Annotated in this window: 24 protein-coding genes; 1 reads left to right on the forward strand and 23 read right to left on the reverse strand. The window is 43.2% G+C overall.

Annotated elements, in window-relative coordinates:
• Positions 1-3 precede the first annotated feature (3 nt).
• The 4 genes from mnmA to ABE547_RS08585 are packed head-to-tail and all read right to left on the reverse strand — an operon-like array spanning position 4 to position 3273.
• Positions 4-1101 (reverse strand): tRNA 2-thiouridine(34) synthase MnmA, encoded by a 1098-nt coding sequence (gene mnmA, locus ABE547_RS08570; RefSeq protein ID WP_347378388.1) that lies wholly within the window; start codon positions 1099-1101, stop codon positions 4-6.
• A 15-nt stretch (positions 1102-1116) separates the two neighbouring features.
• A complete protein-coding gene (gene nifU / locus ABE547_RS08575) occupies positions 1117-1560 on the reverse strand; it encodes a Fe-S cluster assembly scaffold protein NifU (RefSeq protein WP_347378389.1) in 444 nt (147 codons plus the stop codon).
• Positions 1561-1598: 38 nt separating this feature from the next.
• The gene (gene nifS, locus ABE547_RS08580; protein WP_347378390.1) at positions 1599-2783 is read right to left on the reverse strand and encodes a cysteine desulfurase NifS; all 1185 of its coding nucleotides are present in this window, start codon (positions 2781-2783) and stop codon (positions 1599-1601) included.
• Between the two features lie 31 nt (positions 2784-2814).
• Positions 2815-3273, reverse strand: coding sequence for an Rrf2 family transcriptional regulator (locus ABE547_RS08585; RefSeq protein ID WP_347378455.1), 459 nt, complete (start codon positions 3271-3273; stop codon positions 2815-2817).
• A gap of 132 nt (positions 3274-3405) precedes the next feature.
• Between ABE547_RS08585 and ABE547_RS08590 the strand changes: the two genes are divergently transcribed.
• Positions 3406-4731, forward strand: a complete 1326-nt coding sequence (locus tag ABE547_RS08590) for a polysaccharide biosynthesis protein (RefSeq protein ID WP_347378391.1) — start codon at positions 3406-3408, stop codon at positions 4729-4731.
• 41 nt (positions 4732-4772) lie between these two features.
• On the opposite strand, the gene ABE547_RS08595 is transcribed toward ABE547_RS08590, so the two are convergent.
• The 19 genes from ABE547_RS08595 to ABE547_RS08685 all read right to left on the reverse strand — a co-directional run bounded on the left by ABE547_RS08595 (position 4773) and on the right by ABE547_RS08685 (position 25397).
• On the reverse strand, positions 4773-5312 hold the full coding sequence (locus ABE547_RS08595; protein ID WP_347378392.1) for a stage II sporulation protein M: 540 nt from the start codon (positions 5310-5312) through the stop codon (positions 4773-4775).
• Positions 5313-5368: 56 nt separating this feature from the next.
• Entirely contained in the window at positions 5369-5914 is a 546-nt protein-coding gene (locus tag ABE547_RS08600; protein WP_347378393.1) for an NUDIX hydrolase, read from the reverse strand.
• Positions 5915-6059: 145 nt separating this feature from the next.
• Entirely contained in the window at positions 6060-7613 is a 1554-nt protein-coding gene (gene rny / locus ABE547_RS08605; protein WP_235247786.1) for a ribonuclease Y, read from the reverse strand.
• A gap of 92 nt (positions 7614-7705) precedes the next feature.
• The gene (locus tag ABE547_RS08610) at positions 7706-8296 is read right to left on the reverse strand and encodes a regulatory protein RecX (RefSeq protein ID WP_347378394.1); all 591 of its coding nucleotides are present in this window, start codon (positions 8294-8296) and stop codon (positions 7706-7708) included.
• A gap of 2 nt (positions 8297-8298) precedes the next feature.
• Positions 8299-9378, reverse strand: coding sequence for a recombinase RecA (recA, locus tag ABE547_RS08615; protein WP_347378395.1), 1080 nt, complete (start codon positions 9376-9378; stop codon positions 8299-8301).
• Positions 9379-9667: 289 nt separating this feature from the next.
• Entirely contained in the window at positions 9668-11353 is a 1686-nt protein-coding gene (locus tag ABE547_RS08620; protein ID WP_347378396.1) for an alpha-glucosidase, read from the reverse strand.
• A 60-nt stretch (positions 11354-11413) separates the two neighbouring features.
• The gene (locus tag ABE547_RS08625; RefSeq protein WP_347378397.1) at positions 11414-11881 is read right to left on the reverse strand and encodes a YbaK/EbsC family protein; all 468 of its coding nucleotides are present in this window, start codon (positions 11879-11881) and stop codon (positions 11414-11416) included.
• 86 nt (positions 11882-11967) lie between these two features.
• The gene (locus ABE547_RS08630) at positions 11968-13191 is read right to left on the reverse strand and encodes a D-alanyl-D-alanine carboxypeptidase family protein (protein WP_347378398.1); all 1224 of its coding nucleotides are present in this window, start codon (positions 13189-13191) and stop codon (positions 11968-11970) included.
• Positions 13192-13258: 67 nt separating this feature from the next.
• Positions 13259-13837 carry an SMC-Scp complex subunit ScpB gene (gene scpB / locus ABE547_RS08635; protein ID WP_347378399.1) on the reverse strand — a complete coding sequence of 193 codons (579 nt, stop codon included), beginning with the start codon at positions 13835-13837 and terminating at the stop codon, positions 13259-13261.
• A gap of 1 nt (position 13838) precedes the next feature.
• Positions 13839-14603, reverse strand: a complete 765-nt coding sequence (locus ABE547_RS08640) for a segregation/condensation protein A (protein ID WP_347378400.1) — start codon at positions 14601-14603, stop codon at positions 13839-13841.
• Between the two features lie 107 nt (positions 14604-14710).
• Positions 14711-15580 (reverse strand): metallophosphoesterase, encoded by an 870-nt coding sequence (locus ABE547_RS08645; RefSeq protein ID WP_347378401.1) that lies wholly within the window; start codon positions 15578-15580, stop codon positions 14711-14713.
• Between the two features lie 135 nt (positions 15581-15715).
• Positions 15716-16927 carry a D-alanyl-D-alanine carboxypeptidase family protein gene (locus tag ABE547_RS08650; protein ID WP_347378402.1) on the reverse strand — a complete coding sequence of 404 codons (1212 nt, stop codon included), beginning with the start codon at positions 16925-16927 and terminating at the stop codon, positions 15716-15718.
• A 177-nt stretch (positions 16928-17104) separates the two neighbouring features.
• Entirely contained in the window at positions 17105-18085 is a 981-nt protein-coding gene (locus tag ABE547_RS08655; RefSeq protein WP_347378403.1) for an ABC transporter ATP-binding protein, read from the reverse strand.
• Position 18086: 1 nt separating this feature from the next.
• Positions 18087-19124: an ABC transporter ATP-binding protein gene (locus ABE547_RS08660; RefSeq protein ID WP_347378404.1), complete on the reverse strand. Its 1038-nt coding sequence runs from the start codon at positions 19122-19124 to the stop codon at positions 18087-18089.
• Positions 19125-19136: 12 nt separating this feature from the next.
• Positions 19137-20063 carry an ABC transporter permease gene (locus ABE547_RS08665; RefSeq protein WP_347378405.1) on the reverse strand — a complete coding sequence of 309 codons (927 nt, stop codon included), beginning with the start codon at positions 20061-20063 and terminating at the stop codon, positions 19137-19139.
• Between the two features lie 8 nt (positions 20064-20071).
• Positions 20072-20992 (reverse strand): ABC transporter permease, encoded by a 921-nt coding sequence (locus ABE547_RS08670; RefSeq protein ID WP_347378406.1) that lies wholly within the window; start codon positions 20990-20992, stop codon positions 20072-20074.
• Between the two features lie 150 nt (positions 20993-21142).
• Complete coding sequence (locus tag ABE547_RS08675) at positions 21143-22786, reverse strand: peptide ABC transporter substrate-binding protein (RefSeq protein WP_347378407.1); 1644 nt, start codon at positions 22784-22786, stop codon at positions 21143-21145.
• 15 nt (positions 22787-22801) lie between these two features.
• On the reverse strand, positions 22802-22930 hold the full coding sequence (locus ABE547_RS08680) for a hypothetical protein (protein WP_347378408.1): 129 nt from the start codon (positions 22928-22930) through the stop codon (positions 22802-22804).
• 172 nt (positions 22931-23102) lie between these two features.
• Complete coding sequence (locus ABE547_RS08685) at positions 23103-25397, reverse strand: beta-L-arabinofuranosidase domain-containing protein (protein WP_347378409.1); 2295 nt, start codon at positions 25395-25397, stop codon at positions 23103-23105.
• Positions 25398-25452 lie beyond the last annotated feature (55 nt).

A 25452-nucleotide genomic window follows, 5' to 3' on the forward strand; every position in this document is an offset into this window, starting at 1 on the left:
ATATTACTTGTCTCCTATAATTGTTCCTCCACCCAGAACATACTCTCCATCATACAGCACAACTGCCTGTCCGGGTGTGATTGCTCTCTGCGGTTCATCAAATGTACACAATATCTCGTCTTCATCGGTCTTCTCAACGGTACACCATGCACCTCTGTGGTTATAGCGAATTTTTGCCCACACACGTTTTTTCTCTGTCAGATCTTCTACTGACATGAAATTTACCTGGTTGGCTCTCACATAATATGACATCGATTCCTCATTTGTTCCTACAACCACCTCATTCGTATCCGGACGGATCTCCAATACAAACACCGGATGTCCAAGAGAAAGTCCCAGTCCTTTTCTCTGTCCAACTGTATAATGAATGATTCCCTTATGCTTTCCTACAACAGTTCCGTCTGCCAGAACAAAGTTGCCCGGACGCAGACGCTTTCCTGTATCTGCATCTACATTTTCTTCAATATAAGAAGCATAATCTCCATCCGGTACGAAACAGATATCCTGGCTGTCCGGCTTGTTCGCCACACGAAGCCCGATCTTCTGCGCAATGACACGAACCTGATCTTTCTCATATTCTCCCACCGGCATAAGTGTATGTGCAAGCTGATCCTGCGTCAGATTGTACAATGCGTAAGTCTGATCTTTTCCGTTTGCCGCCGATGTGCGAATTGCGTACCGGCCATTCGCAAGCCGGTCAATTCTCGCATAATGTCCGGTTGCAATATAATCTGCACCGATATCCATGCTGCGTTTTAATAACGCTTCCCATTTCACATACCGGTTGCAGGCAATACAGGGATTCGGTGTTCTTCCATGAAGATAGTCATTCATAAAATAGTCAATCACATGTGTCTTGAATTCCTGCTTAAAATTCATGACATAATATGGAATATTAAGAGACGCAGCCACTCTTCTTGCATCTTCAACTGCTGAAATTCCACAGCATCCTCCCTGTTCTTCCTGCACGATCTCCTCTTCATCCTGCCAGATCTGCATCGTCACTCCGATCACGTCATATCCCTGCTCTTTCAGCAAATATGCGGCAACTGAAGAATCTACGCCTCCCGACATGCCGACTACAACTTTCTTTTTCTCCATCACAGTTCTCCGACTTTAATATTCTTCTTCTTCCTCTTCTTCACCTTCATGAATATCTGACTTTGGCTTTTCCAGTCCTTCAATTTTAATATCATGCTTCTGAGCATAATCCCATAATGCCGCGTGAATTGCCTCTTCTGCAAGTAAAGAGCAGTGTACCTTCACCGGCGGAAGTCCGTCCAGAGCCTCCATAACCGCCTTATTGGTTACCTGCATAGCCTCCTGAACAGTTTTTCCTTTCACCATCTCCGTTGCCATGCTGCTGGTTGCAACCGCAGCTCCACAGCCAAATGTCTTAAACTTTACATCCTGTATAATCTGGTTTTCATCAATATCCAGATAAATCCTCATAATATCTCCACATTTGGCATTTCCTACCGTTCCTACACCACTCGGATTCTCTATCTCCCCGACATTTCTCGGATGTTCAAAATGATCCATTACTTTTTCTGAGTACATATTCTTTCTCCTTTTCGTATCTATCTTTTTTATTTCTGTTATTTCTGATTTTTTTTGATAAAATCCTCATAAAGAGGAGACATCTCTCTTAATTGTGTAACAATCTCTTTCAGATTATCCACTACATAATCAATATCTTCTCTGCTGATCTCTTCATTCAGAGTCAGACGCAATGATCCGTGTGCGATCTCATGAGGAAGACCGATCGCCAGGAGCACATGGGACGGATCCAGAGATCCCGAAGTACATGCAGAACCACTGGATGCACAGATTCCTTTCATATCCAGTTTAATCAGCAACGATTCTCCTTCCACAAACCGGAAACTGAAGTTTGCATTGTTTGGAAGTCGGTCTGTTCTGTGTCCGTTCAGGCGACTGTAAGGGATCTCATTCAGAACGCGATCGATCAGATAATCTCTGACTTCTCTTTCTTTGCCGGTTCTTTCTTCCATGGACTCGGCTGCACGCTTTGCCGCAGTTCCGATTCCGATAATTCCAGGAACATTTTCTGTTCCGGCACGACGTTTTCTTTCCTGCGCACCGCCATGTACAAAGGAACGTATCTTAACGCCGGTACGGATATATAAAAATCCGATTCCCTTCGGGCCATTGAACTTATGTCCGCTGGCACTCAGCATATCGATATGATATTCATCTACATTGATCGGAAGCTGTCCGTAAGCCTGGACTGCATCTGTGTGGAACAGAATGCCATGTTCATGCGCAATCTCTCCGATCTCTTTGATCGGCTGAATCGTTCCAATCTCGTTATTGGCAAACATGACTGAGATGAGAATCGTCGTCGGACGAATCGCAGCTTTCAGATCATCCAGTTTCACTTTTCCGTCCTCATCCACATCAAGATAAGTAACTTCAAATCCTCTTTTTTCCAGATATTCTGCAGAATGAAGAATTGCATGATGCTCGATCCTGGTTGTAATAATATGATTTCCCTTCTGTCCATAAGCTTCTGCAGTTGCTTTTAACGCCCAGTTATCTGACTCTGAGCCGCCGGCTGTAAAATAGATTTCATTTGCCTTTGCTCCCAGTGTCTGTGCAATAATATCTCTCTGCTGGCTGATCGCCTCTTTATTCCCGGCCGCAAAACTGTATACGGTAGATGGATTACCGAATTTTTCTGTAAAATACGGAAGCATTGCCTCTACTACTTCCGGTGCTGTTTTCGTTGTTGCTGCATTGTCCAAATATAATAATCTGCTCATTCTTTTTTCCTCCGTTGTCCCTTAGCATTCATTATTGATTACATTTATGACTGGTACATTCGCCTTCCGGATTCAGATCCCTGCTCTCCCGTACCAGTTCGTCCAGCATGATCTCATTGACCGTCTGATTGATACTGTCATTGATCTTCTGCCATACATACTTTGTTACACATCCGTCGGAGGCCATACATCCTTCTTCCGAATAAAACGCTGCACATTTTACCGGTTCCAGGCTCCCTTCCAGCGCCCGTAATATATCACCGACCGATATCTCTTCTGCTTTTTTTGCAAGAACATATCCTCCCGATGCTCCACGGATACTCTTCACCAGATCTGCCTTTTTTAACAGCGCAAACAATTGTTCCAGATATCTTTCTGAAATATTCTGCCGTAAAGCAACACTTCCAATTGAGACCGGTTCCTCTTCGCTGTATCTGGCAAGATCGATCATTGCTCTGAGTCCATACCTTCCTTTTGTGGAAAGCTTCATCGTATCACCTTCTTTTAATCCCCAGTGTTTTGCTAGGATTTCTTTCTTTTGTAGAATATCACTGCTTTCATGTTCTGTCAAGCACCAATCTGCAATATGATATAACAACAGGCATCTTTACAGGAGGCAGTTATGTCACGTACACACACTATTATAAAAGGAACTTTCATCTTAACCATCACTGGTTTTATTACCCGTTTCATGGGTTTTTTTTATCGCATGTTTTTAAGCCACACATTCGGCGAAGAAAATGTCGGGCTGTATCAGCTTGTATTTCCAATCTATGCACTCTGCTTTTCCCTCACATGTGCCGGTATTGAACTTGCGCTCTCCAGATGTACTGCAAAATATATTGCAGAAGGCAGAAAAAAAGAAGCCTGTGAGCTTCTTGGTACCAGTCTGATCCTAACGGTAAGTGCATCCTGTGTGATTACTTTTTTGATCCAGAGATATGCTGCTGATATCTCTACGGCTTTTCTGCATGATATACGATGCTGTGATCTGCTTATCATACTCTCCTACGCCTTCCCTTTTGCTTCTGTTCACAGCTGCATCTGTGGATACTATCTCGGACTGAAGCGGACTTATATTCCGGCAGTCTCCCAATTCATTGAACAGACAGTACGCATAGCCAGTGTCTGGCTGATCTATCTGTACAGTACGCGCCAGGGACTGACTCCGGGCATATCCATCGCAGTAGCCGGTCTGATTGCCGGAGAAGTCTTTTCTTCTCTGTATTGTCTGCTGCACATCTCCAGGAAACAGCACTTCAGGAGTTCCCTTTTTCCTGATCCGTTTTCTTTTCTGGAACATTGCCATGAATTACTGAAACTGTCACTTCCGCTGACCGGAAGCCGGGTTCTTCTTAACATCCTTCAGAGCATTGAAGCCGTATCCATTCCGCTGTGCCTGCAGAACTATGGCATGGCTGTCGGTAAAGCATTAAGTATCTACGGTGTATTGACAGGCATGGCGCTTCCCTGCATCTTATTTCCCTCTGCGATCACAAACTCTGTATCCACAATGCTTCTTCCGACTGTTGCTGAGATTCAGACACAGAATATCAGAGGCGAGATGCGCTCTCTGACAAGAAAAGTGATCTGCTCCTGCATCTTTCTCGGAAGTATATGCTGCGCTTTTCTGTTATTATCCGGAAAATGGATCGGCCGTTTTTTATTCCACAGTACCATGGCAGGAGATTTTATTCTTACGCTTGCCTGGATGTGCCCGTTTATGTATACCAACACTTCCCTGACCAGCATTATTAATGGAATCGGTAAGACAACATTATCCTTCCTCATTCAAACTCTCAGTCTGGGAATACGAATCTCAGGTGTCTTTTTTCTGATTCCTGCATTTGGAATTTCCGGATACCTGTGGGGACTTCTGGCAAGCCAGCTTTTCATATTCTGTACTTCCCTCATCTATCTGAGATATTACTTAAATAAGGAGTACTGATGCGTCAGTCTCTCTTTATGCCCTGTATTCAAGATCACCTGTCAGAGTGTCTGCAGAAACAACTGCATGATTCCGGGATTTACGTAACATTCTGTCAGAATTCCAAGCAGCATACACAGTGCCAGACATATCGTTTTCGAAATATTCCATCGGTTGATCGGATATGCAAGAATATACCAGAGAAGAATCAGATAACCTCCTGTATAAAACACTGCCTGAGGTATCATTCCGATCAGACATAATATTAATCCTTTTACGCCCATCTTCATGACAGCCGATGTAAGTAGTATACCGCCAAGAAAGCATGTCCAGAGTAGAAAAGCGTACACAACCACCTTGCGTACCTTTGTTGTTCCACTAATGATCAGTACAGGAAGCGGCATCAGTCTGATTCTGATAATATACCAGACATACTCTGTTGTCCTGATATCCGTCTGACGATATTGTTCCAAAAAAAACGCATTAAAGATTCCCATGCTCATGATATAGTTCTTTGATACAAGGTTCCCATACAGAATCCCAGAAAAAAAGCCCAGCATAGAAAACATAACACAATACTTTTTGTTTTCCGGTATCTTCACAAATATTCCTCCCTTTGCCAAGATACTTCATTATATGCCGGGCATTTTCATATATTCTATTTTTGTATCAGATATTTGGATTCATATGCCAGTATTGCAGCCATAGTTTTGGAATCCTCAATCCTGCCTGTAAAGATCATCTCTTTTAATTCCTGCAGTGTATACGCTTTTACATCCACATATTCATCTTCATCCAGATGCTGTTTTGAAGGAATCAGATTTTTTGCAACATAGATATCAATCTTTTCATCACAGAAAGCTACTGTTGTACGTAATGTCACCAGCCACTCCAGATCATCCGACCGATAACCGGTCTCTTCTTCCAGTTCCCTCGTTGCACATACGATCCCGGCTTCTTTCGGATCATCCAGTTTTCCCGCCGGAATCTCAAGTGTCATTCTCTCTAATGCATTACGATATTGTCTTACCATCAGGATTCTTCCGTCATCTAACACCGGCACAACGGCCGCCGCACCATCATGATGGATAAAATCCCATTCTGCTGTATTGCCATTGGCAAAGCTCATATGATCTTTGTATACATTCAGGATAACTCCCTTATACGCCAGTTCTCTGCCTATTCTCTTTACCTCATCACCCATATTTCTTACCTCCTGCTTTTTCACATCTCCTCGCATCAACGAACAATTATCGTCTTTTGGGGACAAAATTCCCCATAGAGTAAAAACAGGGAAGCTCCGCTCATAACCTTCCGTTATTATGCGAAACTTCCCCTTCATTTATCTTCTACTTGGCATAGTCCGTAACTCGTGACTCACGGATTACATTGACCTTAATCTGTCCTGGATATTCTAACTCATACTCAATCTGTTTAGCGATATCTCTGGCCATTAATACCATGTCTGCGTCAGATACCTGTTCTGGAACTACCATAACGCGAATCTCTCTACCTGCCTGAATTGCAAAAGATTTATCAACACCCTTAAACTGGTTGGTGATATCTTCTAATTGTTTTAACCTGTTTGTATATGTTTCTAATGTTTCTCTTCTTGCACCTGGTCTTGCCGCAGAGATCGTATCCGCTGCCTGAACCACACATGCAATCAGAGTTTCTGGTTCTACGTCGCCGTGATGAGCCTCAACCGCATTAATAACGGTTGCTGACTCCTTATATTTTCTGCAAAGGTCCACACCGATCTGAATGTGAGAACCTTCGACATCATGATCAATAGATTTTCCTATATCATGCAGAAGACCTGCACGTTTGGCGATTCTGACATCAAGTCCGATCTCGCCCGCTAAAAGACCTGAAAGTTGAGCAACCTCAACAGAATGTCTGAGCGCATTCTGTCCGTAGCTGGTTCTGAACTTCATACGTCCAAGAAGTCTGATAAGTTCCGGATGAATACCGTGAACTCCCACTTCCAGAGCTGCTGCTTCTCCTTCTTCCCTGATCATGGCATCTACTTCTTTTTGCGCCTTTTCAACCATCTCTTCAATCCTTGCCGGATGAATACGTCCGTCAACGATCAGTTTCTCAAGCGCAATTCTGGCGACTTCTCTTCTTATTGGATCAAAGCCTGACAATACGACGGCTTCCGGAGTATCATCGATAATCAGTTCAACACCTGTTAATGTTTCTAATGTACGAATGTTACGTCCTTCACGTCCAATAATTCTTCCTTTCATTTCATCACTTGGAAGCTGTACAACCGAAATTGTAGTTTCCGCAACATGATCTGCCGCACATCTCTGGATAGCAGTAACGACATATTCCTTTGCCTTTTTATCTGCTTCTTCCTTTGCCTGCGCTTCCAATTCTTTAATCATCTTCGCAGTATCATGCTTAACATCTTCTTCAACAGTTTTTAACAAATATTCTTTTGCTTGTTCGGAGGTAAGTCCTGAGATTCTTTCTAGTTCCTGTACTCTTTGCTTGCCCAGCTCTTCCACTTTCGCTTCGCGCTGTCTAAGCTGTTCTTCTTTCGCTGCAAATCCTGCTTCCCGCTTCTCGATAGCATCTGCCTTTTTGTCTAAAGCCTCTTCTTTGGAAAGTACACGCTTTTCGTAACGCTGCAATTCCGATCTGCGTTCTTTCGTCTCCTTTTCAAGTTCATTCTTGTTTTTGATAGACTCTTCTTTAATTTCCAAAAGAGACTCCTTCTTTTTGGCCTCAGCCGTCTTTACTGCATCGTCTATGATCTGTCTCGCTTTGCTTTCTGCGTTGCCAATCTTTGACTCCGCATTTTTCTTCAGATTAGAGACCGTTACAAAATGGCTGATAACTGCCGCTGCGATGATAAGCACGATTGCCACAGCAATCCATATTCCCATCGGCACAGGAGCACCTCCTTATTTAGTTTTCATTGTACAAATACAACACTTAAATTTTATACTTTTTTCACAAATATGTCAAGCACTCCGTCAGAAACTTACACTATATTGTGTACCTCTTCGTAGGAAAAGCCTTTTCGCACCAGATATGCCATCATTTTCTGCCTTTTTTCCCGTCCGGCAGTCTTTGGATCATAACCTTTTTTTCTCAGAAGTGTCTCTATCGCACATCTGGAATCCTCTTTGTGATAGCACTCGTCCAGTGCTTCTTCAATCAGTTCTGCGTCCAGACCTTTTCCGCAAAGCAGTGCGTATATTTCTTTTCTGCTCTTTTTATCTTTACGATACTCCACAAAATTTCTCGCATACTCTCTGTCATTGATATACCCGAAAGACTTTACGTATTCCATGGCCTCATCCACAATATCCTCCGGATATCCGTTCTGACTAAGCTTTGTTCTCAGCTGCACCTCTGTTCTTCCCATATCTGTCAACAGATGCATCGCTTTTAATTTTGCCCTTTTTACAGATTCTTTTCTCAGTACACCATAGGTCTCTTCTTCCAAAATGGCATCAACTGCTATATGATAGTGAGACAGTTCGCTTTTATATAACGTAAAAGCGAACTGTCCGTCTACATACACTTTATATCTTGTCTTCGATGCCGGTTCAATACTGGTAACCGTCATATCTATTCTTCCTCTTTTACAGCCGCAGCTTTTTTCGAAGTTGATTTTGCTGAAGCAGGTTTTTCTTCCGTCGTTTCTTCAGGCTCTTCTCCGATATGGTAATGTATCCGGATCTTTTTCTCCAGTTCCTCCATAATCTCCGGATGTTCAGAAAGATAGATCTTTGCATTCTCCCGTCCCTGACCGATCTTATCTCCGTTATACGCAAACCAGGATCCGCTCTTGCTTACCAAATTACAGTTTACGGCAAGATCCAGAATATCTCCTTCCTGAGAAATCCCCTTTCCGAACATGATATCAAATTCTGCTTCCTTAAATGGAGGCGCAATCTTATTCTTAACAATCTTCACACGGGTTCTGTTTCCAATCATCTCTCCATTCTGCTTCAATGTCTCAATCCTTCTGACATCCATACGAACAGAAGCATAGAATTTCAGTGCACGTCCGCCTGTCGTTGTCTCCGGATTACCGAACATTACTCCGACTTTTTCACGCAGCTGATTGATAAATATAACCACACAATTGGACTTGCTGATCACCGGAGTAAGCTTACGAAGCGCCTGAGACATCAGTCTTGCCTGAAGTCCCACATGACTGTCTCCCATATCGCCTTCAATCTCCTGCTTTGGTACAAGTGCAGCAACCGAGTCAATAACAATGATATCCATGGCACCGGATCTTACCATCGTCTCGGTAATCTCCAGAGCCTGATCACCACTGTCCGGCTGAGAAATATATAATTCATCAATATCCACACCGATATTCTTCGCATAGACCGGATCCAGCGCATGCTCTGCATCAATAAATCCGGCGATCCCGCCTCTTTTCTGTACTTCAGCGATCATATGGAGTGCAACCGTTGTCTTACCACTGGATTCCGGTCCATATATTTCAACAATACGTCCCTTGGGAACTCCCCCAAGTCCAAGAGCCAGATCCAGACTCAGAGAACCGGTTGGAATCGTCTCAACTGCAACCTGTGCAGATGGATCGCCCAGACGCATGACGGTTCCTTTTCCATAATCCTTCTCTAATTTTGCAATCGCAGCATCAAGCGCGCGTTTTTTATTCTCATTTACCATGATTACTTCTCCTTTTTCGCACATCGAACGAGTGTTCGCTTTCTGATTAATATAGTATTATACTTCGCTCTAAATGTCAATCAAAAAATGTTTCTACCTTTGGAAATTCTTTTACAGATCTGTAAGCAGGAATACTGCATGACTTCTTATAAGATATCATTAAAATACCACAATTTCCCCATTACCGTCAACAGGGATCGATACAAAAAATATAGAAGCATTCCATATTTTTCACATCGATCCCTGTCAGTATTTCTGTGTATATTTAAACAATATTTCTGTTCTGTAATTACTTCACACTGAGTACAACCACATCACATGGATGTAACGTAACCTTCGTCTCTCCAATTTCCAGCTTCCGTTCCGTATTAGCAAGAAGCATCTGATCTGCCGCAGTCCCAAGTTCCCGCTTTAGATCCACCGTCTGCTCCCGGGTTCCGAAGTTTGCAAGAACCACAGCCTGCGATGTCTCTGCACGTCTGGCAAACGCAAATATCTGTTCATCCTTTTCCAGAAACGGAATGAATTCTCCCTGTGCGAATACCTCACGCCACTTCGGATCTTTTTTCAGGCGAATCAGTTTTCGATAATAATTCAGCACAGAATTCGGATCCTTTTCCTGAGATGCCACATTGATCTCCCGACAATTTTCATTCACTTTAATCCAGGGTGTCCCATCCGTGAACCCTGCGGATACACTGTCATCCCACTGCATCGGAGTTCTCGCATTATCACGGCTGTGGCGGCAGCACGCCTCCAATGCCTCCTCTTTGCTGCAGCCGGCATCCAGCGCTGCCTGATACTGATGATAAGTATCAATATCATCATATTCGTTCACATCGCTCATCCGGCAGTTGACCATTCCAATCTCCTGCCCCTGATAGATAAACGGAATTCCACGAAGGAGAATACTTATGGTGCCAAGCATTTTTGCTCCGTCCGGTGTTTTTGCATGTTCCGGAAGATAACGGCTCGCTCCTCTTGGTTCATCATGATTTTCAATGATATTGGCGAGGAATGCCTTTCCCTGGCACCTCAGCTGAGAATCTATGATCGTCTTTTTCCACTCCGTGAATTCAGCCTCCTTCGCATCATACCACCCTTTTTCACCTTCTGTCAGAATATGCGGCGCAAAATCAAACATGGTAGAAAAGTACCCATCATCTCCTGCAAACTGCTCAAGCTCAGATTCTTTCATATTAAAGACTTCTCCTACCGTAAATGCATCGTACTTTGCAAAGGTCTTTTGCTTTAACTCACCCAGAAACTCGCCGATTCCCTCTGCTTCTTCTACCATATGAACGCAGGATCTTAATCCGTCCGGTCCGTCTGGTTCACAATCCGGAAATGTAAGATTTTTCTTAATATTAATGATCGCATCAATCCGAAATCCTGCAATTCCCTTATCCAGCCACCAGTTTACCATCTCAAAAAGTTCCTGGCGGACTCTGGGATTTTCCCAGTTCAGATCCGGCTGCTCTTTTGCAAACATATGCAGGTAATACTTGTCCGTTCCCGGCACCTGTTCCCACGCACTTCCTCCGAAATAAGACCGGTAATTGTTCGGCGGATTCCCATTTTTTCCTTTTACAAAATAAAAGTAATCTGCATATTTCCCTTCCGGATCCTTAAGTGCCTCCTGAAACCACTCATGCTTGTCTGAACAATGGTTGATCACCAGATCCATTACGATCTGAATATGATGCTCTTTTGCCTTTTCCAGCAGTTCATCGAATTCTTCCATAGTCCCGAATTCTTCTGCAATCTTATAATAATCGGATATATCATATCCCTGATCTACAAAAGGAGACTGATAGATGGGAGACAGCCACAGCAGATCAATTCCCAGACTTTCCAGGTAATCCAGTTTTTCAATAATCCCCCGCAGGTCTCCTATTCCGTCACCATTGCTGTCTTTAAAACTCTTGGGATAGATCTGATACGCAACTTTATCATGCCACCATTTTGTCTTCATAAATAATATCCTCCGTCAAAGCTTCTTCCTTTCACATACTGATCTCCATGCCTGACCCTCTTATAATTCTCTGCACACATCGATCCAGGCTTTAGAACGGCTGTACTTTTCCAGCTCCGGTATCGTAAGTTCAATCATACTGTTACCGCTTCCTGCCGCCGGAAACACCGTTTCAAATCGTTTCAGCGATTCATCCAGATATACATCTATGCCTTCGTGAATTCCAAACGGGCACACACCGCCTACCGCATGTCCGATCATCGGTTCGACATCTTCGAACTTCAGCATATGTGCTTTACATCCAAAATACTTTCGATACTTTTTATTATCAATCTTTCGATCCCCCGCCGTCACGATCAGAATTGCTGATTCTCCCATGTAGAAAGACAATGTCTTTGCTATACGCTGTGGTTCGCATCCCAGCGCCTCTGCCGCTTCCTCAACCGTTGCACTGGAATGCTCTTCTTCTCTTACCCTTTCTTCCATTCCATATTGTCTGAAATATTCTCTTACTCTTTCGATAGACATTTGCTTTCGTCTCCTTTTGTATATTGACACATTTTCTTTATTATAAAAGCATCACCCCTGAAAATCAACCGCCGTCCTTCTTTCCATCAGAGGCACAGCTTTTTCACAAGCCATGACAGGCACCACTTCAGATCCCGTTTTTCCACCGTTTCTGACGTTACAACCGAAAACACACCTATTTCCCGTTCTTCAAGGTAATAGCTTACGCTTCCCACTTTCTTCCCTGCTTTTACAGGCGCTTCCAGTTCCTGAGTAATCTGTTTTTCTGTCCGGATGCTTTCTCCCTCGCCGAGTAGTATTCTGAGACTTCCGCCCTTTTCTTCAAACTCCAGCGACACCCCGACACAATCTGTATATGGATTCTGATCCGATACGGCACCGGACACAGATAACTTTGGAAGCGACAGTTCCTTCCATACATTCTGATAATGATAGTGTTCGATTCCATATTCCATAAGCTTTCTGGTATCTGCCCATTTATACCCTTTATGATCCGGCCATCCGCACGCCAGAAGCGCAACGATAAATGTACGGTCATCTTTTCTTAAGGCACCCACATAACAATACCCTGCTTCTCCGGTAAATCCGGTCTTTCCGGTCAAAGCCCCATCCATCATATCCAGAAATGCATTGTGGTTATTACAGGAAAATGAACGACTCTGCTCAACATTCTGAAACTGATAGAATCTGGTCGCGGTGATCTCCAGAAACTCCTCTTTTGCTGGAGATTCCATGATACAATATCTCATGATCCTCGCAAGATCCCTGGCAGTCGTCGAATGCGTTCCTCCATCATCTTCTCCGTCCAGACCATTTGGTGTTACAAAATAAGTGTGGTCACATCCTATCTCTTTTGCCTTCTGATTCATCATGTCAACAAAGGCCTCTGATGTTCCGGCGATTCCCTCTGCGATGACCACCGCAGTGTCATTATGAGACTCCAGCATCAGAGAATACAGCAGATCTGTGAGATAAAATTCTTCTCCATCCTGCACCCCAAGCTTCACTTTGGGCTGTCCGGCCGCATATTCTGATGCGGTCACCGTCTGTCCATCTTCCATCTGCTCCAGCGCAAGAATGCAGGTCATAATCTTTGTCGTACTCGCCATCGGTCTTATGACGTCTTCTTCTTTTCCAAACAAAACACGCCCACTGTCGGCATCCATCAATACAGCCGACCGGGCGTACAGGTTCTCCGGCATGTCCCCTGTCTTCTGTTCTCCGCTCTCTTCTGCACAAAGAGGCAGCACGGATAACCAGAATAGTACAACCATCAGGATCAGACTCTGCCATATACGTATCTTTTTCATTCCACACACCATATATCACCATGTTAATGTAATATATGTGTATTCCGGCACTTCTATGCCGGTATTCTCAGATGTCCAGCCGAAGCTGCACTTCCTCCTCTGCTTCTTCTTTAAAACTTTCCACCTGTTCCGGATTCAGGCTTGGAAGTTCTTCCAGTGACTGCACACTGAATCTTCGCAGGAACTCTTCTGTCGTCCCGAAAAGAATCGGCTTTCCAGGTGCATCCATTCTTCCACGCTCACAGACAAGGTTGTATTCTACCAGTTTATTAACCGCATGATCAGACTTCACTCCACGGATCTTCTCAATCTCCAGCTTTGTCACCGGCTGTTTGTATGCGATGATCGCAAGCGTCTCAAGCAGGACATCTGTAAGCACATATCTTTTCGGTTGCTTTGCCACCCGGATCAGATACTCATACATTTCTTTTTTGGTACACATCTGAAAAGAATTATCCAGTTCAATGATCCGAACACCTCTGTCCTGAGCGTCATATTTGTCCATCATCTGATGTATGATCTTGCGTGTTGTAGCCTCATCATGTTCTATTGCAGATGCAATTTTACTTAACTCCACAGATTCTCCCATGGTAAATAAAATTGCTTCAATTACACCTTCTAATTTACTAATCTCCAATTCTTCCATTCTACCTTTCCCCGTTATCGCCATCCACTCTGGATGTTATGGTAATCTCATCAAATGGCTGATTCTGCTCAATATAGATTACGCCTTCCTTCATCAGCTGCAGAATCGCCAGAAATGTAACCACCACCTGCGTTCTTGAACTCTGACTGGATAAAAGTTCCCGAAAATCAAACTTTTTGTGCTCTCTTGCATACGCAGTCACATAAGAAAGCTTGTCCGGAAGTGTCACCTCTTCCTTTTCAATCTTTCCAAACTTACTGCGGACCGGATCCACCTTATCAACCTGACGCTTCATCACATCCTGAAAGATGCGGTTCAGCTTTGCCAGCGTAAGATCGCCAAGAAGCGCATCCATATTCACAGGTTCTTCATATTCCCGCACCTCTTCCGGGATCGTCGGATTCTTGTACATCACCTGTTCTCCGTCCATCTCCCGGTCTTTCAGTTCATAGGACATATACTTATACATCTTATACTCCAGGAGCTGTTCCACCAGTTCCTGTCTCGGATCCTCTTCTTCTCCTTCTTCATTTACTTCCTTCGGAAGAAGCATCCGGCACTTGATATCCAGAAGCGTAGCTGCCATGACAAGGAATTCACTCATAATATTCAGATCCTCTTCCTCCATGGCCTTAATATATTCCATATATTGATTTGTAATCTCCACGATCGGGATATCGTATATATCAATTTTATTTTTATCAATCAGATGCAGGAGCAGGTCCAGAGGACCTTCAAACACCTGAAGTTTTACCGGAATTCCCATTGATTTTCCTCATTTTCCATCTATCTTCTATCTAATGTCCCTGTCAGACATGGACGTGATACTCTGTCATAATAACTTTACTATTATACAGGATTTTTCTTCATTACTCAAGCATTATCGCCGGAAAACTCCAGCACGATCAATTCCGGCGGATTCAGGATCCGAATCGGCACAGAATGCGTCCCAAGTCCTCTGCTCACAACCGTAACTGTATCTTCCTCCCGATAGATATCTCCGGAATATCGCGGAAATAACCTGAAATTTGGTGCAATGACTCCGCCGATTCCCGGAATCCTGGCCACACCTCCATGATAATGGCCACAGAGAATCAGGTCCGCACCCCAGGACTGATATTCTTTTACATAATCCGGATTATGCGCAAGAAGGATCTGATATCCTGCTCCCGCTCTCCCTACCAGCTCAGTGATGACAGATACCGGAAGTTTCCCTGACCCCAAATGTCTGTACCCCGAAAGAGGGATCTCAAGCCCTGTAATCACGATCCTGACATCCCCCAGCTCCCATACAGACGACTCATTTTCCAGAAAATGAATCCCTGCTTTCACAAGCTGATCCTTATATGTCTCATACGATTGCTCGTATTGTTCCGGAAGTTCTTTTAACTTCTGCTCATGATTGCCATTGGCATAATAGACCGGACAGATATCCGGAAGCTTTGCAAGAAAAGCCAGCGTCCCTTCATACGAATTCCCATCCTTTCTGACCAGCATATCACCTCCGATCAGAATACCGTCCGGGTGAAGTCTTTCAATCTCCTCCAGCAATTTCTCATTATCTTTTCCATAGCTTCGATTATGAAGATCACTCAGGAATAATACACGTTTATCTTCCTGTAACTTTGCAAGCTTTGGTGATGAGATCTGATAAAATGTAGTTTTAAAATTCCGAAGTTCTCTGAGATTTTCCAGCAGAACAAGTACAATCATTATAATTAAAATGCCAAGTATAATCTTCAAATGTTTCTCTCCTTTTCGTCTTGCATCATTATATAATTATTCGAAAGAATTTGCAATCAGAGAAAAGAAAACAGGAATTGTTTCCATGTACAGGCGTACATCTTCGACAATCCCTGTTTTATTACATATCTTCTGTTACAGCAGAAATTCTTCCAGCGTATCACTCACCGCGCTTTGATAATTCATTTTCTCAACAGTCTCTTCCGCAACAATATCCACACTTCCAATCTTCTGTTCTTCAAGATAATATCCGACTTCACCCACCTTCTGTCCTTTTTTCACCGGCGCTCTTACCGGTTCCTTCACTTCTGCTTTCCGCTCGATCTGACTTAAGTTCGCTCCCGTTGTATCTACATAGGAAAACACTTTCTCCTGCCTGACATTCACGGTCTTTTCCACTCCCTTTGACACTTTGACCGGTTCTATGGGCAATACCTCTTTTTCTTCATAACATTGACATTTCCCAAACCCGTGATTCAAAAGTGTAATGGCATCTTTTACCCGTGTTTTGCTGTCCGGAGCCGCCATAATTACTGCGATCAGATCTATACCATCCTTTCTGGCCGTTGCAGAAACACAGAATTTCGCTTTGCCGGTAGACCCCGTCTTCAGTCCGGTGGCATATTCATACTGGCGAATCAGCTTATTTGTGTTAGTGAGCCCGAATTCCGAAGTTCCTTTTTTTGTAGTATGCGTAATATTCTCCATCCATATCTTACAATAATCATAGATCTGAGGATATGTAATGATAAGCTCCCGGGACATCAGTGCAATATCTCTCGCCGTGGTAAGATGTCCATCCGTATCCAGCCCGTTACAGTTGACAAAATGTGTATTCTCCATTCCAAGCTCCCCGGCACGCCGATTCATCTGCGCAACGAATTCTTCTTCATTTCCGCAGATATATTCCGCCATCGCCACACAGGCATCATTGGCACTTGCAACAGAGATACATTTGATCATGGTTTCAACCGTCTGCGTCTCTCCAGGCTCCAGAAACACCTGTGAACCTCCCATAGACGCGGCATATTCCGAGGTAGTCACCTCATCCTCGAGCCCGATCTGTCCTGACTCCAGTGCATCAAAGATTAAAAGGAGCGTCATGACCTTCGTCACACTTGCAGGCGGAAGCTGCTCATCCGGATTCTTTTCATAGATCACCTGACCGGTCGAAGCCTCCATCAGGATTGCAGAAGGAGCAGTGATCTGAAGTCCTGCTTCCTGCTGTTCTGTTTTCTGTTGTTCCTCCGCTGTCTGGCCGTCATTTTCATCCTCTCTTGCTGATGTCGCATATACGGGCTGTATACACAGCATCAGACTTATGAGTACCGCCAGAATCCTTACCATATTCCTCTCCTTACCGGTTTACGTCTGTTATTATCATTTTAATAACATGATCAGAAGAATATTCCTGAAACACTAAGACCGGAACCTTAAAAAGCTGCCGCAAAACGATTCTCGTTTTACAGCAGCTCTTTCATCTGGTCATTACGATCCAATAACTTTTATTCTTTTTTTAAGTACTTATTTCAACTGATCTCCTTCTGTCAGATGGCATGCAACCACATGACCCGGTGCGATCTCATGCAGCTTCGGCATCTCGTTGAAGCACCGTTCTGTCGCATACTGACATCTTTCTGCAAATCGGCAGCAGTCCTTTGGATTTATCGGACTCGGAATCTCTCCCTTGATCGGGATACGAACATTGCTCTTTGCCTTGTCCGGATCTGCCTCCGGAATTGCGGACAGCAGAGCCTGTGTATACGGATGTGTCGGATTGGAGTATAACTCTTCCGTCTCCGCGGTCTCTACGATCGTTCCAAGATACATAACTACCACACGGTCAGAGATGTATTTTACAACACTCAGGTCATGGGCTATGAACAGGTATGTCAGTCCCATCGTATCCTGCAGTTCTTTCAGCATGTTAATAACCTGTGCCTGAATAGACACGTCCAGAGCAGAGATCGGCTCATCACAAATGATGAATTCCGGATCTACAGCCAGAGCACGGGCAATACCGATACGCTGTCTCTGTCCACCAGAGAACTCGTGAGGGAAACGTGACATATGATCTTTATTCAGACCTACCGTTTCCAGAAGTTCTTGTACTTTTTTCTCGATATCTTTTGCAGGTACTCCCTGATACTTCAGACCTTCACCTACGATTTCTTTTACCGTCATACGTGGATTCAGAGAAGCATATGGATTCTGGAAGATCATCTGCACTTTTGTTGTAAATTGTTTTTTCTCTTCACGTGTTAATTTTGTGATATCTTTTCCATCATAGATCACCTGCCCCTTGGTCGGATCATACAGACGGATGATACAGCGTCCTGTCGTTGATTTACCACATCCTGACTCACCAACGAGACTTACAGTCTCACCTTTATAGATATCAAAAGTCACACCATCAACAGCTTTCAGTGTTGCATGTCTGCCTACCTGAAAATATTTACACAAATCTTTTACCTGAACGAGAGGCTGTTTTTCCTGATTATTCATATTATTTTCCCTCCCCTTCCAGTACTGCATTTTCTTTCTTCAACTCTGTATCCGGCGCCATCTCATGCTGCAGCCAGCAGCAGGTCTTATGTTCTTCGGATATTTTATATGTTTCCGGAGGCATCTGACTACATACATCCATTGCATAATCGCAACGTGCCGCAAACGGGCATCCCTTCGGAGGTGCAAAAAGATCCGGAGGTGTTCCCTCAATCGGATGAAGCTTATCGCCTTTCTTCGTATCCAGCTTTGCAATAGATTTCATAAGTCCTTTTGTATAAGGATGTGCTGTATCATAGAATATTTCATTTACATTTCCACGTTCTACTATCTTACCGCCGTACATAACGATTACACGGTCACAAAGTCTTGCAATAACACCCAGGTCATGAGTGATCATGATAATAGAGGTTCCGAGTTTTTCCCTCAGTTCCAGTAAAAGATCCAGAATCTGTGCCTCAATTGTTACGTCCAGAGATGTAGTCGGCTCGTCACAGATAATTACACTCGGACGACTTACCAGCGCGATTGCAATCATGATACGCTGTTTCATACCACCAGATAACTCATGAGGATACTGTTTGTATCGTTTTTCGGTATCATTGATTCCAACCAGTCTCATGATTTCCAGTGCTCTTTCCTTCACTTCTTTTTTGGTGACATCCGTTCTTCCAAGGAACACTTCTTCAATCTGGGCCCCGACTCTCATGGTCGGATTCAGGGAGGTCATCGGATCCTGAAATACAAATCCGATTTCACGTCCTCTGATTTTTCGTATTTCTTTATTGGACATCTTAAGGATGTCTTCTCCATTAAACAGGATTTCTCCATTTTCAAAGAATCCAGGTGGCTCCGGATTCAGGCGGAGAATACACTGTGCAGTAACACTCTTACCACATCCGGACTCTCCTACAATTCCAAGAATCTCTCCCTTCCGCACATTAAAGCTGACATCTCGTACAGCTTTGACTTCGCCGCCGTATGTATGAAAGGAAAAAACCAGATTTTTTAATTCAAGAATATTTTCTCTCTCTGCCATTTCACATTCCTCCTAATCAGTTCCACGAAGTCTTGGGTCTACAACATCACGAAGACCATTACCCAGCAGGTTCAGGGCCAACATAGTTGTACAGATAAAAAATGCAGGGATAATAACTTCATGCGGATAGGTACGAAGATACTGTATACCTTCTTTTGCAAGAATTCCCCAGCTACAGTTCGGTGGCTTGATACCAAGACCAATGTAGCTTAAGAATGCCTCCTGGAAGATTGCTCCCGGAATTGCCATACATAAGTTAGTAATCAGCATACCCATGATATTCGGAATAATATGACGGATAATGATCGGAAAATCCGGTACACCAAGTACCTTTGCCGCCATTACAAAGTCCTGCTCCTTCAGACGATAGACCTCGCCTCGAACGAATCGGCAGGTACCGATCCATCCAACGATACAAAGAGCAATGATCAGAGGCATTACACCACCCTGTCCAATTACCATCATAACAAGAATGGTAATAATCAGACTTGGAATACCATACAGGATATCTACAATACGCATTACAATCATATCCAGTTTTCCGCCGTAATATCCACAAAGGCCTCCGATTACGGCACCAACACACATATTTACAACTGCGGATATAAGACCAATACTCAAGGATACCCGAGCTCCCATCCAGATACGTACCCACTGGTCACGTCCGGTAGAATCACAGCCCAGCCAGTGTACTGATGTCGGAAGAGAATGGATTGCTTCAATATCCATCTCTGAAAAACTAAATTTACTGAACATAGGTGCAAAGATTGCAAGCACTGCGTAAAGAACGATGATAATCAGTCCTGCAATTGCAGAACGATTCTTTTTTAACCGTCGCCATGCATCCTGCCAGAAAGAGAGAGATGGCCTGCTGATGCTTTCCATACGCTTTGCATCTTTTCCCTTTATTACAAACATATCACGATTCAATTCTGCCATTCTCTCACCTACTTTCTTCCAATTCGTACACGTGGGTCTGCAACACCATACAGAATATCCACGATCAAGTTAGCAGTTACAAGGAATATACCATAAAACACCGTCATCCCCAATACCATTGAATAATCATTGACGCTGACACTTTCAACATAATATTTACCCATACCAGGGATTGCGAAAATAGACTCAAGAACGAAAGTACCAGTCAGTACTGATGCAACTGTCGGTCCAAGCACTGTCATAACAGGCATAATTGCATTTCTGATCTGATGCTTACAGGTAATGCGCATTTCCGACAATCCTTTGGAACGTGCTGTCTTAATGAAATCCTGCTGTACAACTTCCAGCATACTGGATCTCATAATACGCGAGACGGATGCCAACGTATAGAAAGATAACGCAAGAGCCGGAAGAATCGTATACTCAATTCCATTATATTTTGCAACCGGCAACAGTCCCCATTTGATACCGAAAAAGTACTGAAGAAAAGCACCCATGATAAAGTCTGGAATACTGGTACCGATAACAGCTACGATAACACAGAAAAAGTCAATTTTTTTGCCACGGTTTCTCGCTGCAATAATTCCCAGAACAAGTCCGACAGAAATTGCAAGAACAAGTGCACGGATACCAAGATCCGCTGAAAATGGGAAGGTCTGTCCAATAATATAATTTACAGTTTTATTGGTATATTTCATAGAATAACCAAAATTACCACACAGAAGATTTCCCATATAAACAAAATATTGTACAAGTAACGGCTTATCAAATCCATAATAAGATCTCATATTCTCTGCTACCTGCTCTGTAAGCTTTGCACTGGTAAATGGATCACCCGGCATTAAACGCACGAGGAAAAACACGATCGTAACCAACGCCCAGAGAGTCAGCACAGCTGCCACTACACGTTTCGCTATATACTTAGCCACAATACATACCTCCTACTGTAAAAGAAAAAATGCTTCAACGAAGGACGAACCTTCTCATTCTCCCCTGAAGCACTTTTTTTACTCTTTCATACATCCCGCCCGACTAAAAGCCGGGCGGAACTGATTTACAGAGTTTTATCTTACAAAAAATTATTCTGCAACGTCTGCATATACCCAGTCAAGGTTAACTGCACAGTGGAAGAATACAAGACCAGATACTTTTTCACTTACAAGATAGTGAATTTGTCTCTGCTGAAGAGGAATAAATGCACCATCATCAATAATCTTCTGTTCTGCATCAAACAGGTAATCCATACGTGTCTTTGCATCTGTTTCAGTCTGAGAAGCTTTCAGATCTGCATCAACTTCATCATTTGCATACTGGCTGTAGTTATAGAAACTGTCAGATTTGAACAGTTCAAGGTAGCTGTATGGATCATCATAGTCAGCTCCCCATCCGCCGTAACCAATTTCAAAATCGCCGCCCGGAAGAACTGTTCCGTAGATATCAGCATATGTTACCTGACGGATTGTAACATTAATTCCAAGAGCTTTCTGCCACAGTTCCTGACAAACTTCTGCAATCTTCTTACTGGACTCTACGTCAGTAGTTACAATTTCAACACTGATATCAGAAGCATTTGCAATACCAAGTTCAGACATTGCATCATTCAGATATTCAACTGCTTTATCTGTATCGCCATCTAATGGATAAGAATTCAGTTCATATTCCTCACCATATGTCTTTTCTGCACCCTGAAGTCCTTCAAATACCAGACTGTTACTTGGTTTGTAAACATCGCTTGTTGCAAGTTTAATATAGCTGTTACGATCCAGCGCATAGTTCAGAGCAAGACGGAAATTCTTGTTACCAAGAACTTTGTTTTCACTCTTATGGTTGATATAGAAGAAATCTACGTTACCATTTAAGAAAGTATTGTCCTGGCCTTCATATTCCGGAACACTTGCAGATGGAATCTCAACATAATCAAGTTCGCCGGATTCATACATAGCAAGCTGAGTCTCTGCCTTTTCAACATAACTCATAATTGCTTTGTCAAGTTTAATGTTATCTGCATCCCAGTAGTTCTCATTTTTTTCAAATACATATTCCTGATTTTCAGAGCTTGTTAATTTGAACGGACCGGAATAGACATTCTTATCTGCTGTAGCAGCAAAGTCATTGCCATACTTTTCAACAATGTCTTTACGACATGGAGCATACTGACCAGAAGAACCAACAAGGCTAAGGAAATAAGCGGTTGGATTTTCCAGAGTGACTTCAAATGTCTTTTCATCAATTGCTTTTACACCCAGTTCAGATGGATCAACTTCGCCAGTCTCAACTGCATAACCGTTCTTAATATACTCGCCGATGAATGCATATAATGCACCTGTTTCAGGATCAAGAAGACGCTGCCAGCCATATACGAAATCATCTGCTGTGATCGGCTCGCCATCGCTCCATTTTGCATCTTCACGAAGGTGGAACGTATATACAAGACCATCATCAGAAACTTCCCATGATTCAGCAACACCTGGTGTGATTTCACCGCCTGTGTTACGTACAAGGCTCTCTGTTACTGCATGCTGAAGTTCATTGTCAGGAATACAGTTTCCTTTCTGTGGATCCAGAGATGTTGGCTCTGTTCTGGTAGCATAACGGAATACCTTTTCTCCTGATCCGCCTTCTCCATCGGAACCTCCATCATTGGATTTTGGTGTACTACAACCGGCAAGTAAAGTAACTGCCATTGCTGCAGAAAGTAAAGCTGCTAATATTCTCTTTTTCATAAGTTATCCTCCTTTTTAAAGTTCTATTAGCTCATGTGTAGCACTTAACAGGTTTTCATATCCATTACCGGCAACACTTACCTGATCTGGGATCCTGACAACGTTCCCGTTTTGAATATAACTCCCTGGTTCTACTGTTTTCATGCGGTTCTCTTCCAACACAGATTGCGAAGGATTATTATGTTTCAACAGGAAGGAACTTCCTGTTGAAACTAGAATGCATTCTAGTTTGAGAACCAAAAAGCGCCATGAATCCTCATGACGCCCTTATCATTCCAGTCATAGTGATCTCGCTATGACGCCTTCATATTCTGTTTTATCTGTCTTTGTCCGATGTGGATAAGAAATACACATGATATGCATTCGTTCCAACCTCACAAAGAGGAACAAAGGTATAGCCTTCGCATATAAATCGAAGCGGATCTTCCGTAGCCTTCATCCTGTCCGTCACATTAGATTCATCAAATAAAAATCTGATAAAATCTTTCTGTTCGGATAATACTGCCATCAGATACGGTCCATACTGAACCGCCGCTTTTTCGGGCTCATCCGGAGTCCGGATCAACTGAAATTCATAAGAAAACTCCAGCTGAAATGTGATTCCCTGAGAAAAGTCACGCGAGATAATGATATAACCATTCTCATCCGGCACAATACCTGCTTCCTGCTCATCTTCAAGAATCCGATATTGTCTGACCCAACAGGGTCTGCGAATTTTTATTGTATTCAAACCGCTACCTTCCGCATAAAGACTAATACATTCAGGAAAACGTCGGTCTGTATACTGCCTAATCAATACGTCCTGTTCCTTCCATTGCATTTCCGAAGGAATAAACAGATTCACGTATATGCTGCCTTTTCGGTCGTAGAAATAGATTCCCTCCCTGTACCGGAACCTGCTTTCCATTCCTGTTCCGTGGCAACAACTGTTTTCAAAGAGAAATTCTCTTTGTCCCCCGGGTCCGAGAGGCAGGAAATAAGTACTTTCTCCAGTAACTCTCTGATCCTGGGTTGCGAGTATATGATTGTACAATGTACGTTCATAATAATCCATATAATAAGCTTTCGGTGAGAACTGATACAATTCCTTTGTAAGCTTCAGCATATTATAAGACGCACACGTTTCAGCAGTATCTTTATTGAGAAGAGCGCCGATTTTTCCACTTTCATGGAACATCTCACCTTCTCCGGTTCCTCCATTCGCATAACAGTGCGAGGAGACAACTGTCTGCCAGAAAAATTCTGACATCTCATAGTACTTCTTTATCCCTGTTGCTTTGAACAGTTCCATTGCTCCGAGAACCTGTGGAATATGCTGGTTTGCATGCATCGTGCACAACGCATCCACTCTCTGCTCCAGAGGATAAAACAATTTATCATTATCAAACAGTCCGGCACACTTTAAATACTCTTCTCTGCCGGTGATCCGGAACAATTCCACCATCACCGCATTCATTCCTCCGAACTCTCCTGCAATATACATACTCCACATCTTTGTAAGATGTTCTCTGGAAAGACCCGAAAGACGCCTCCATACCCACATTCCAAGACGGTCTGCAATAACCAGCGCTTTTTCTGACCGGATATAATAATAACAATCTAATAAACCTGCTAATATTTTATGTAATGTATAATACGGTGCCCAGATAACCGGATATTTTGTATATTCTTCCAGCAGATCGAACTGCTCTTCCGAATATCCGCTTAAAAAACCATCTTTGATATCCGGCATATTGGAAAATGCTTCCTGACACTCTCCCAGCGATTGCACCATATATACTGCTTTTTCTTTTATTTTATGATCACCCGTCGAGTGATAACACAATGCCAAAGAAGAAAGATAATGACCTGTCGTGTGTCCGCGAAGCTGACTGTCCGGTGCATCCCATCCATCCATCGGCATGGCACCTCTGGTGTCAATTCCAGATGCTGTTCTGAAATTGTAAAGCATCTGGTCATCATCCACATTCAGCAGATATAATAACATATTCTGCTGTGAATTATGGAACAGGCTTCCTTCTATCAGTCTGATATCTGCCTCAGAACATTCTGTAACCTCAGGCAGTGGATTCAGATACTTTTCCGGCAGTTCTTTTAACACCGTGATCTCTGCTTCCACCGGGAACTCGGTATCTGCAAGTGTTCCATGCGCTTTATACATCCCGGGAGCACGAAAAAAAACACGGCTTCCCTTCTCCCATTCCACAGGATACGGAATCAGATTGCCATCGCTTCTCTCAACGATTGCTACCTGCGGAAGCTCTGCCAACTCTGATACGCCTGCCGTTATCCGAACCGGATATACATTGGAAACCTGAAGCTGATTCTTCTTTTCCAGAATCCTGACTTCATAAGTCTTCGTTTTTTTGGCATTCCCGTATAAAAAAGTTGCGTATAAAGGAATTGTCCTGTCTCCCATTCCATAAGCGGGACGTGTAACTTTCCCATCATCACTCAGGAACCGGTCATGTCCGGATTTCCAGATGATCTTTGAACCATACATTCCTCTTTCCGGAAGTACAAGATCATATTCAACGGTATTCAGATTGCCAATGTAGAGGGAATCCATATCCTTCTCTATGATTTCATGATCTAAAAAATCTCTGTTCATCTGCGTATCCTGGAGAAATGTTTTCATATAAACGATTATTTCTTCACTTATATGA

The sequence above is a fragment of the Dorea sp. YH-dor226 genome (genome assembly GCF_039832105.1).
Lineage (GTDB): Bacteria > Bacillota > Clostridia > Lachnospirales > Lachnospiraceae > Dorea_A.

Bases quoted from the DNA above. Each gene is read 5' to 3' on its own strand.
- mnmA (WP_347378388.1), bottom strand. From the start codon at position 1,101: ATGGAGAAAAAGAAAGTTGTAGTCGGCATGTCGGGAGGCGTAGATTCT.
- ABE547_RS08655 (WP_347378403.1), bottom strand. From the start codon at position 18,085: ATGAATAATCAGGAAAAACAGCCTCTCGTTCAGGTAAAAGATTTGTGT.
- ABE547_RS08650 (WP_347378402.1), bottom strand. From the start codon at position 16,927: ATGGTAAGGATTCTGGCGGTACTCATAAGTCTGATGCTGTGTATACAG.
- ABE547_RS08620 (WP_347378396.1), bottom strand. From the start codon at position 11,353: ATGAAGACAAAATGGTGGCATGATAAAGTTGCGTATCAGATCTATCCC.
- ABE547_RS08630 (WP_347378398.1), bottom strand. From the start codon at position 13,191: ATGAAAAAGATACGTATATGGCAGAGTCTGATCCTGATGGTTGTACTA.
- ABE547_RS08660 (WP_347378404.1), bottom strand. From the start codon at position 19,124: ATGGCAGAGAGAGAAAATATTCTTGAATTAAAAAATCTGGTTTTTTCC.
- ABE547_RS08625 (WP_347378397.1), bottom strand. From the start codon at position 11,881: ATGTCTATCGAAAGAGTAAGAGAATATTTCAGACAATATGGAATGGAA.
- ABE547_RS08590 (WP_347378391.1), top strand. From the start codon at position 3,406: ATGTCACGTACACACACTATTATAAAAGGAACTTTCATCTTAACCATC.
- ABE547_RS08685 (WP_347378409.1), bottom strand. From the start codon at position 25,397: ATGAACAGAGATTTTTTAGATCATGAAATCATAGAGAAGGATATGGAT.
- recA (WP_347378395.1), bottom strand. From the start codon at position 9,378: ATGGTAAATGAGAATAAAAAACGCGCGCTTGATGCTGCGATTGCAAAA.
- ABE547_RS08680 (WP_347378408.1), bottom strand. From the start codon at position 22,930: ATGAAAACAGTAGAACCAGGGAGTTATATTCAAAACGGGAACGTTGTC.
- ABE547_RS08585 (WP_347378455.1), bottom strand. From the start codon at position 3,273: ATGAAGCTTTCCACAAAAGGAAGGTATGGACTCAGAGCAATGATCGAT.
- ABE547_RS08610 (WP_347378394.1), bottom strand. From the start codon at position 8,296: ATGACGGTTACCAGTATTGAACCGGCATCGAAGACAAGATATAAAGTG.
- ABE547_RS08640 (WP_347378400.1), bottom strand. From the start codon at position 14,603: ATGGGAATTCCGGTAAAACTTCAGGTGTTTGAAGGTCCTCTGGACCTG.
- ABE547_RS08675 (WP_347378407.1), bottom strand. From the start codon at position 22,786: ATGAAAAAGAGAATATTAGCAGCTTTACTTTCTGCAGCAATGGCAGTT.
- ABE547_RS08665 (WP_347378405.1), bottom strand. From the start codon at position 20,063: ATGGCAGAATTGAATCGTGATATGTTTGTAATAAAGGGAAAAGATGCA.
- nifU (WP_347378389.1), bottom strand. From the start codon at position 1,560: ATGTACTCAGAAAAAGTAATGGATCATTTTGAACATCCGAGAAATGTC.
- scpB (WP_347378399.1), bottom strand. From the start codon at position 13,837: ATGGAAGAATTGGAGATTAGTAAATTAGAAGGTGTAATTGAAGCAATT.
- nifS (WP_347378390.1), bottom strand. From the start codon at position 2,783: ATGAGCAGATTATTATATTTGGACAATGCAGCAACAACGAAAACAGCA.
- ABE547_RS08600 (WP_347378393.1), bottom strand. From the start codon at position 5,914: ATGGGTGATGAGGTAAAGAGAATAGGCAGAGAACTGGCGTATAAGGGA.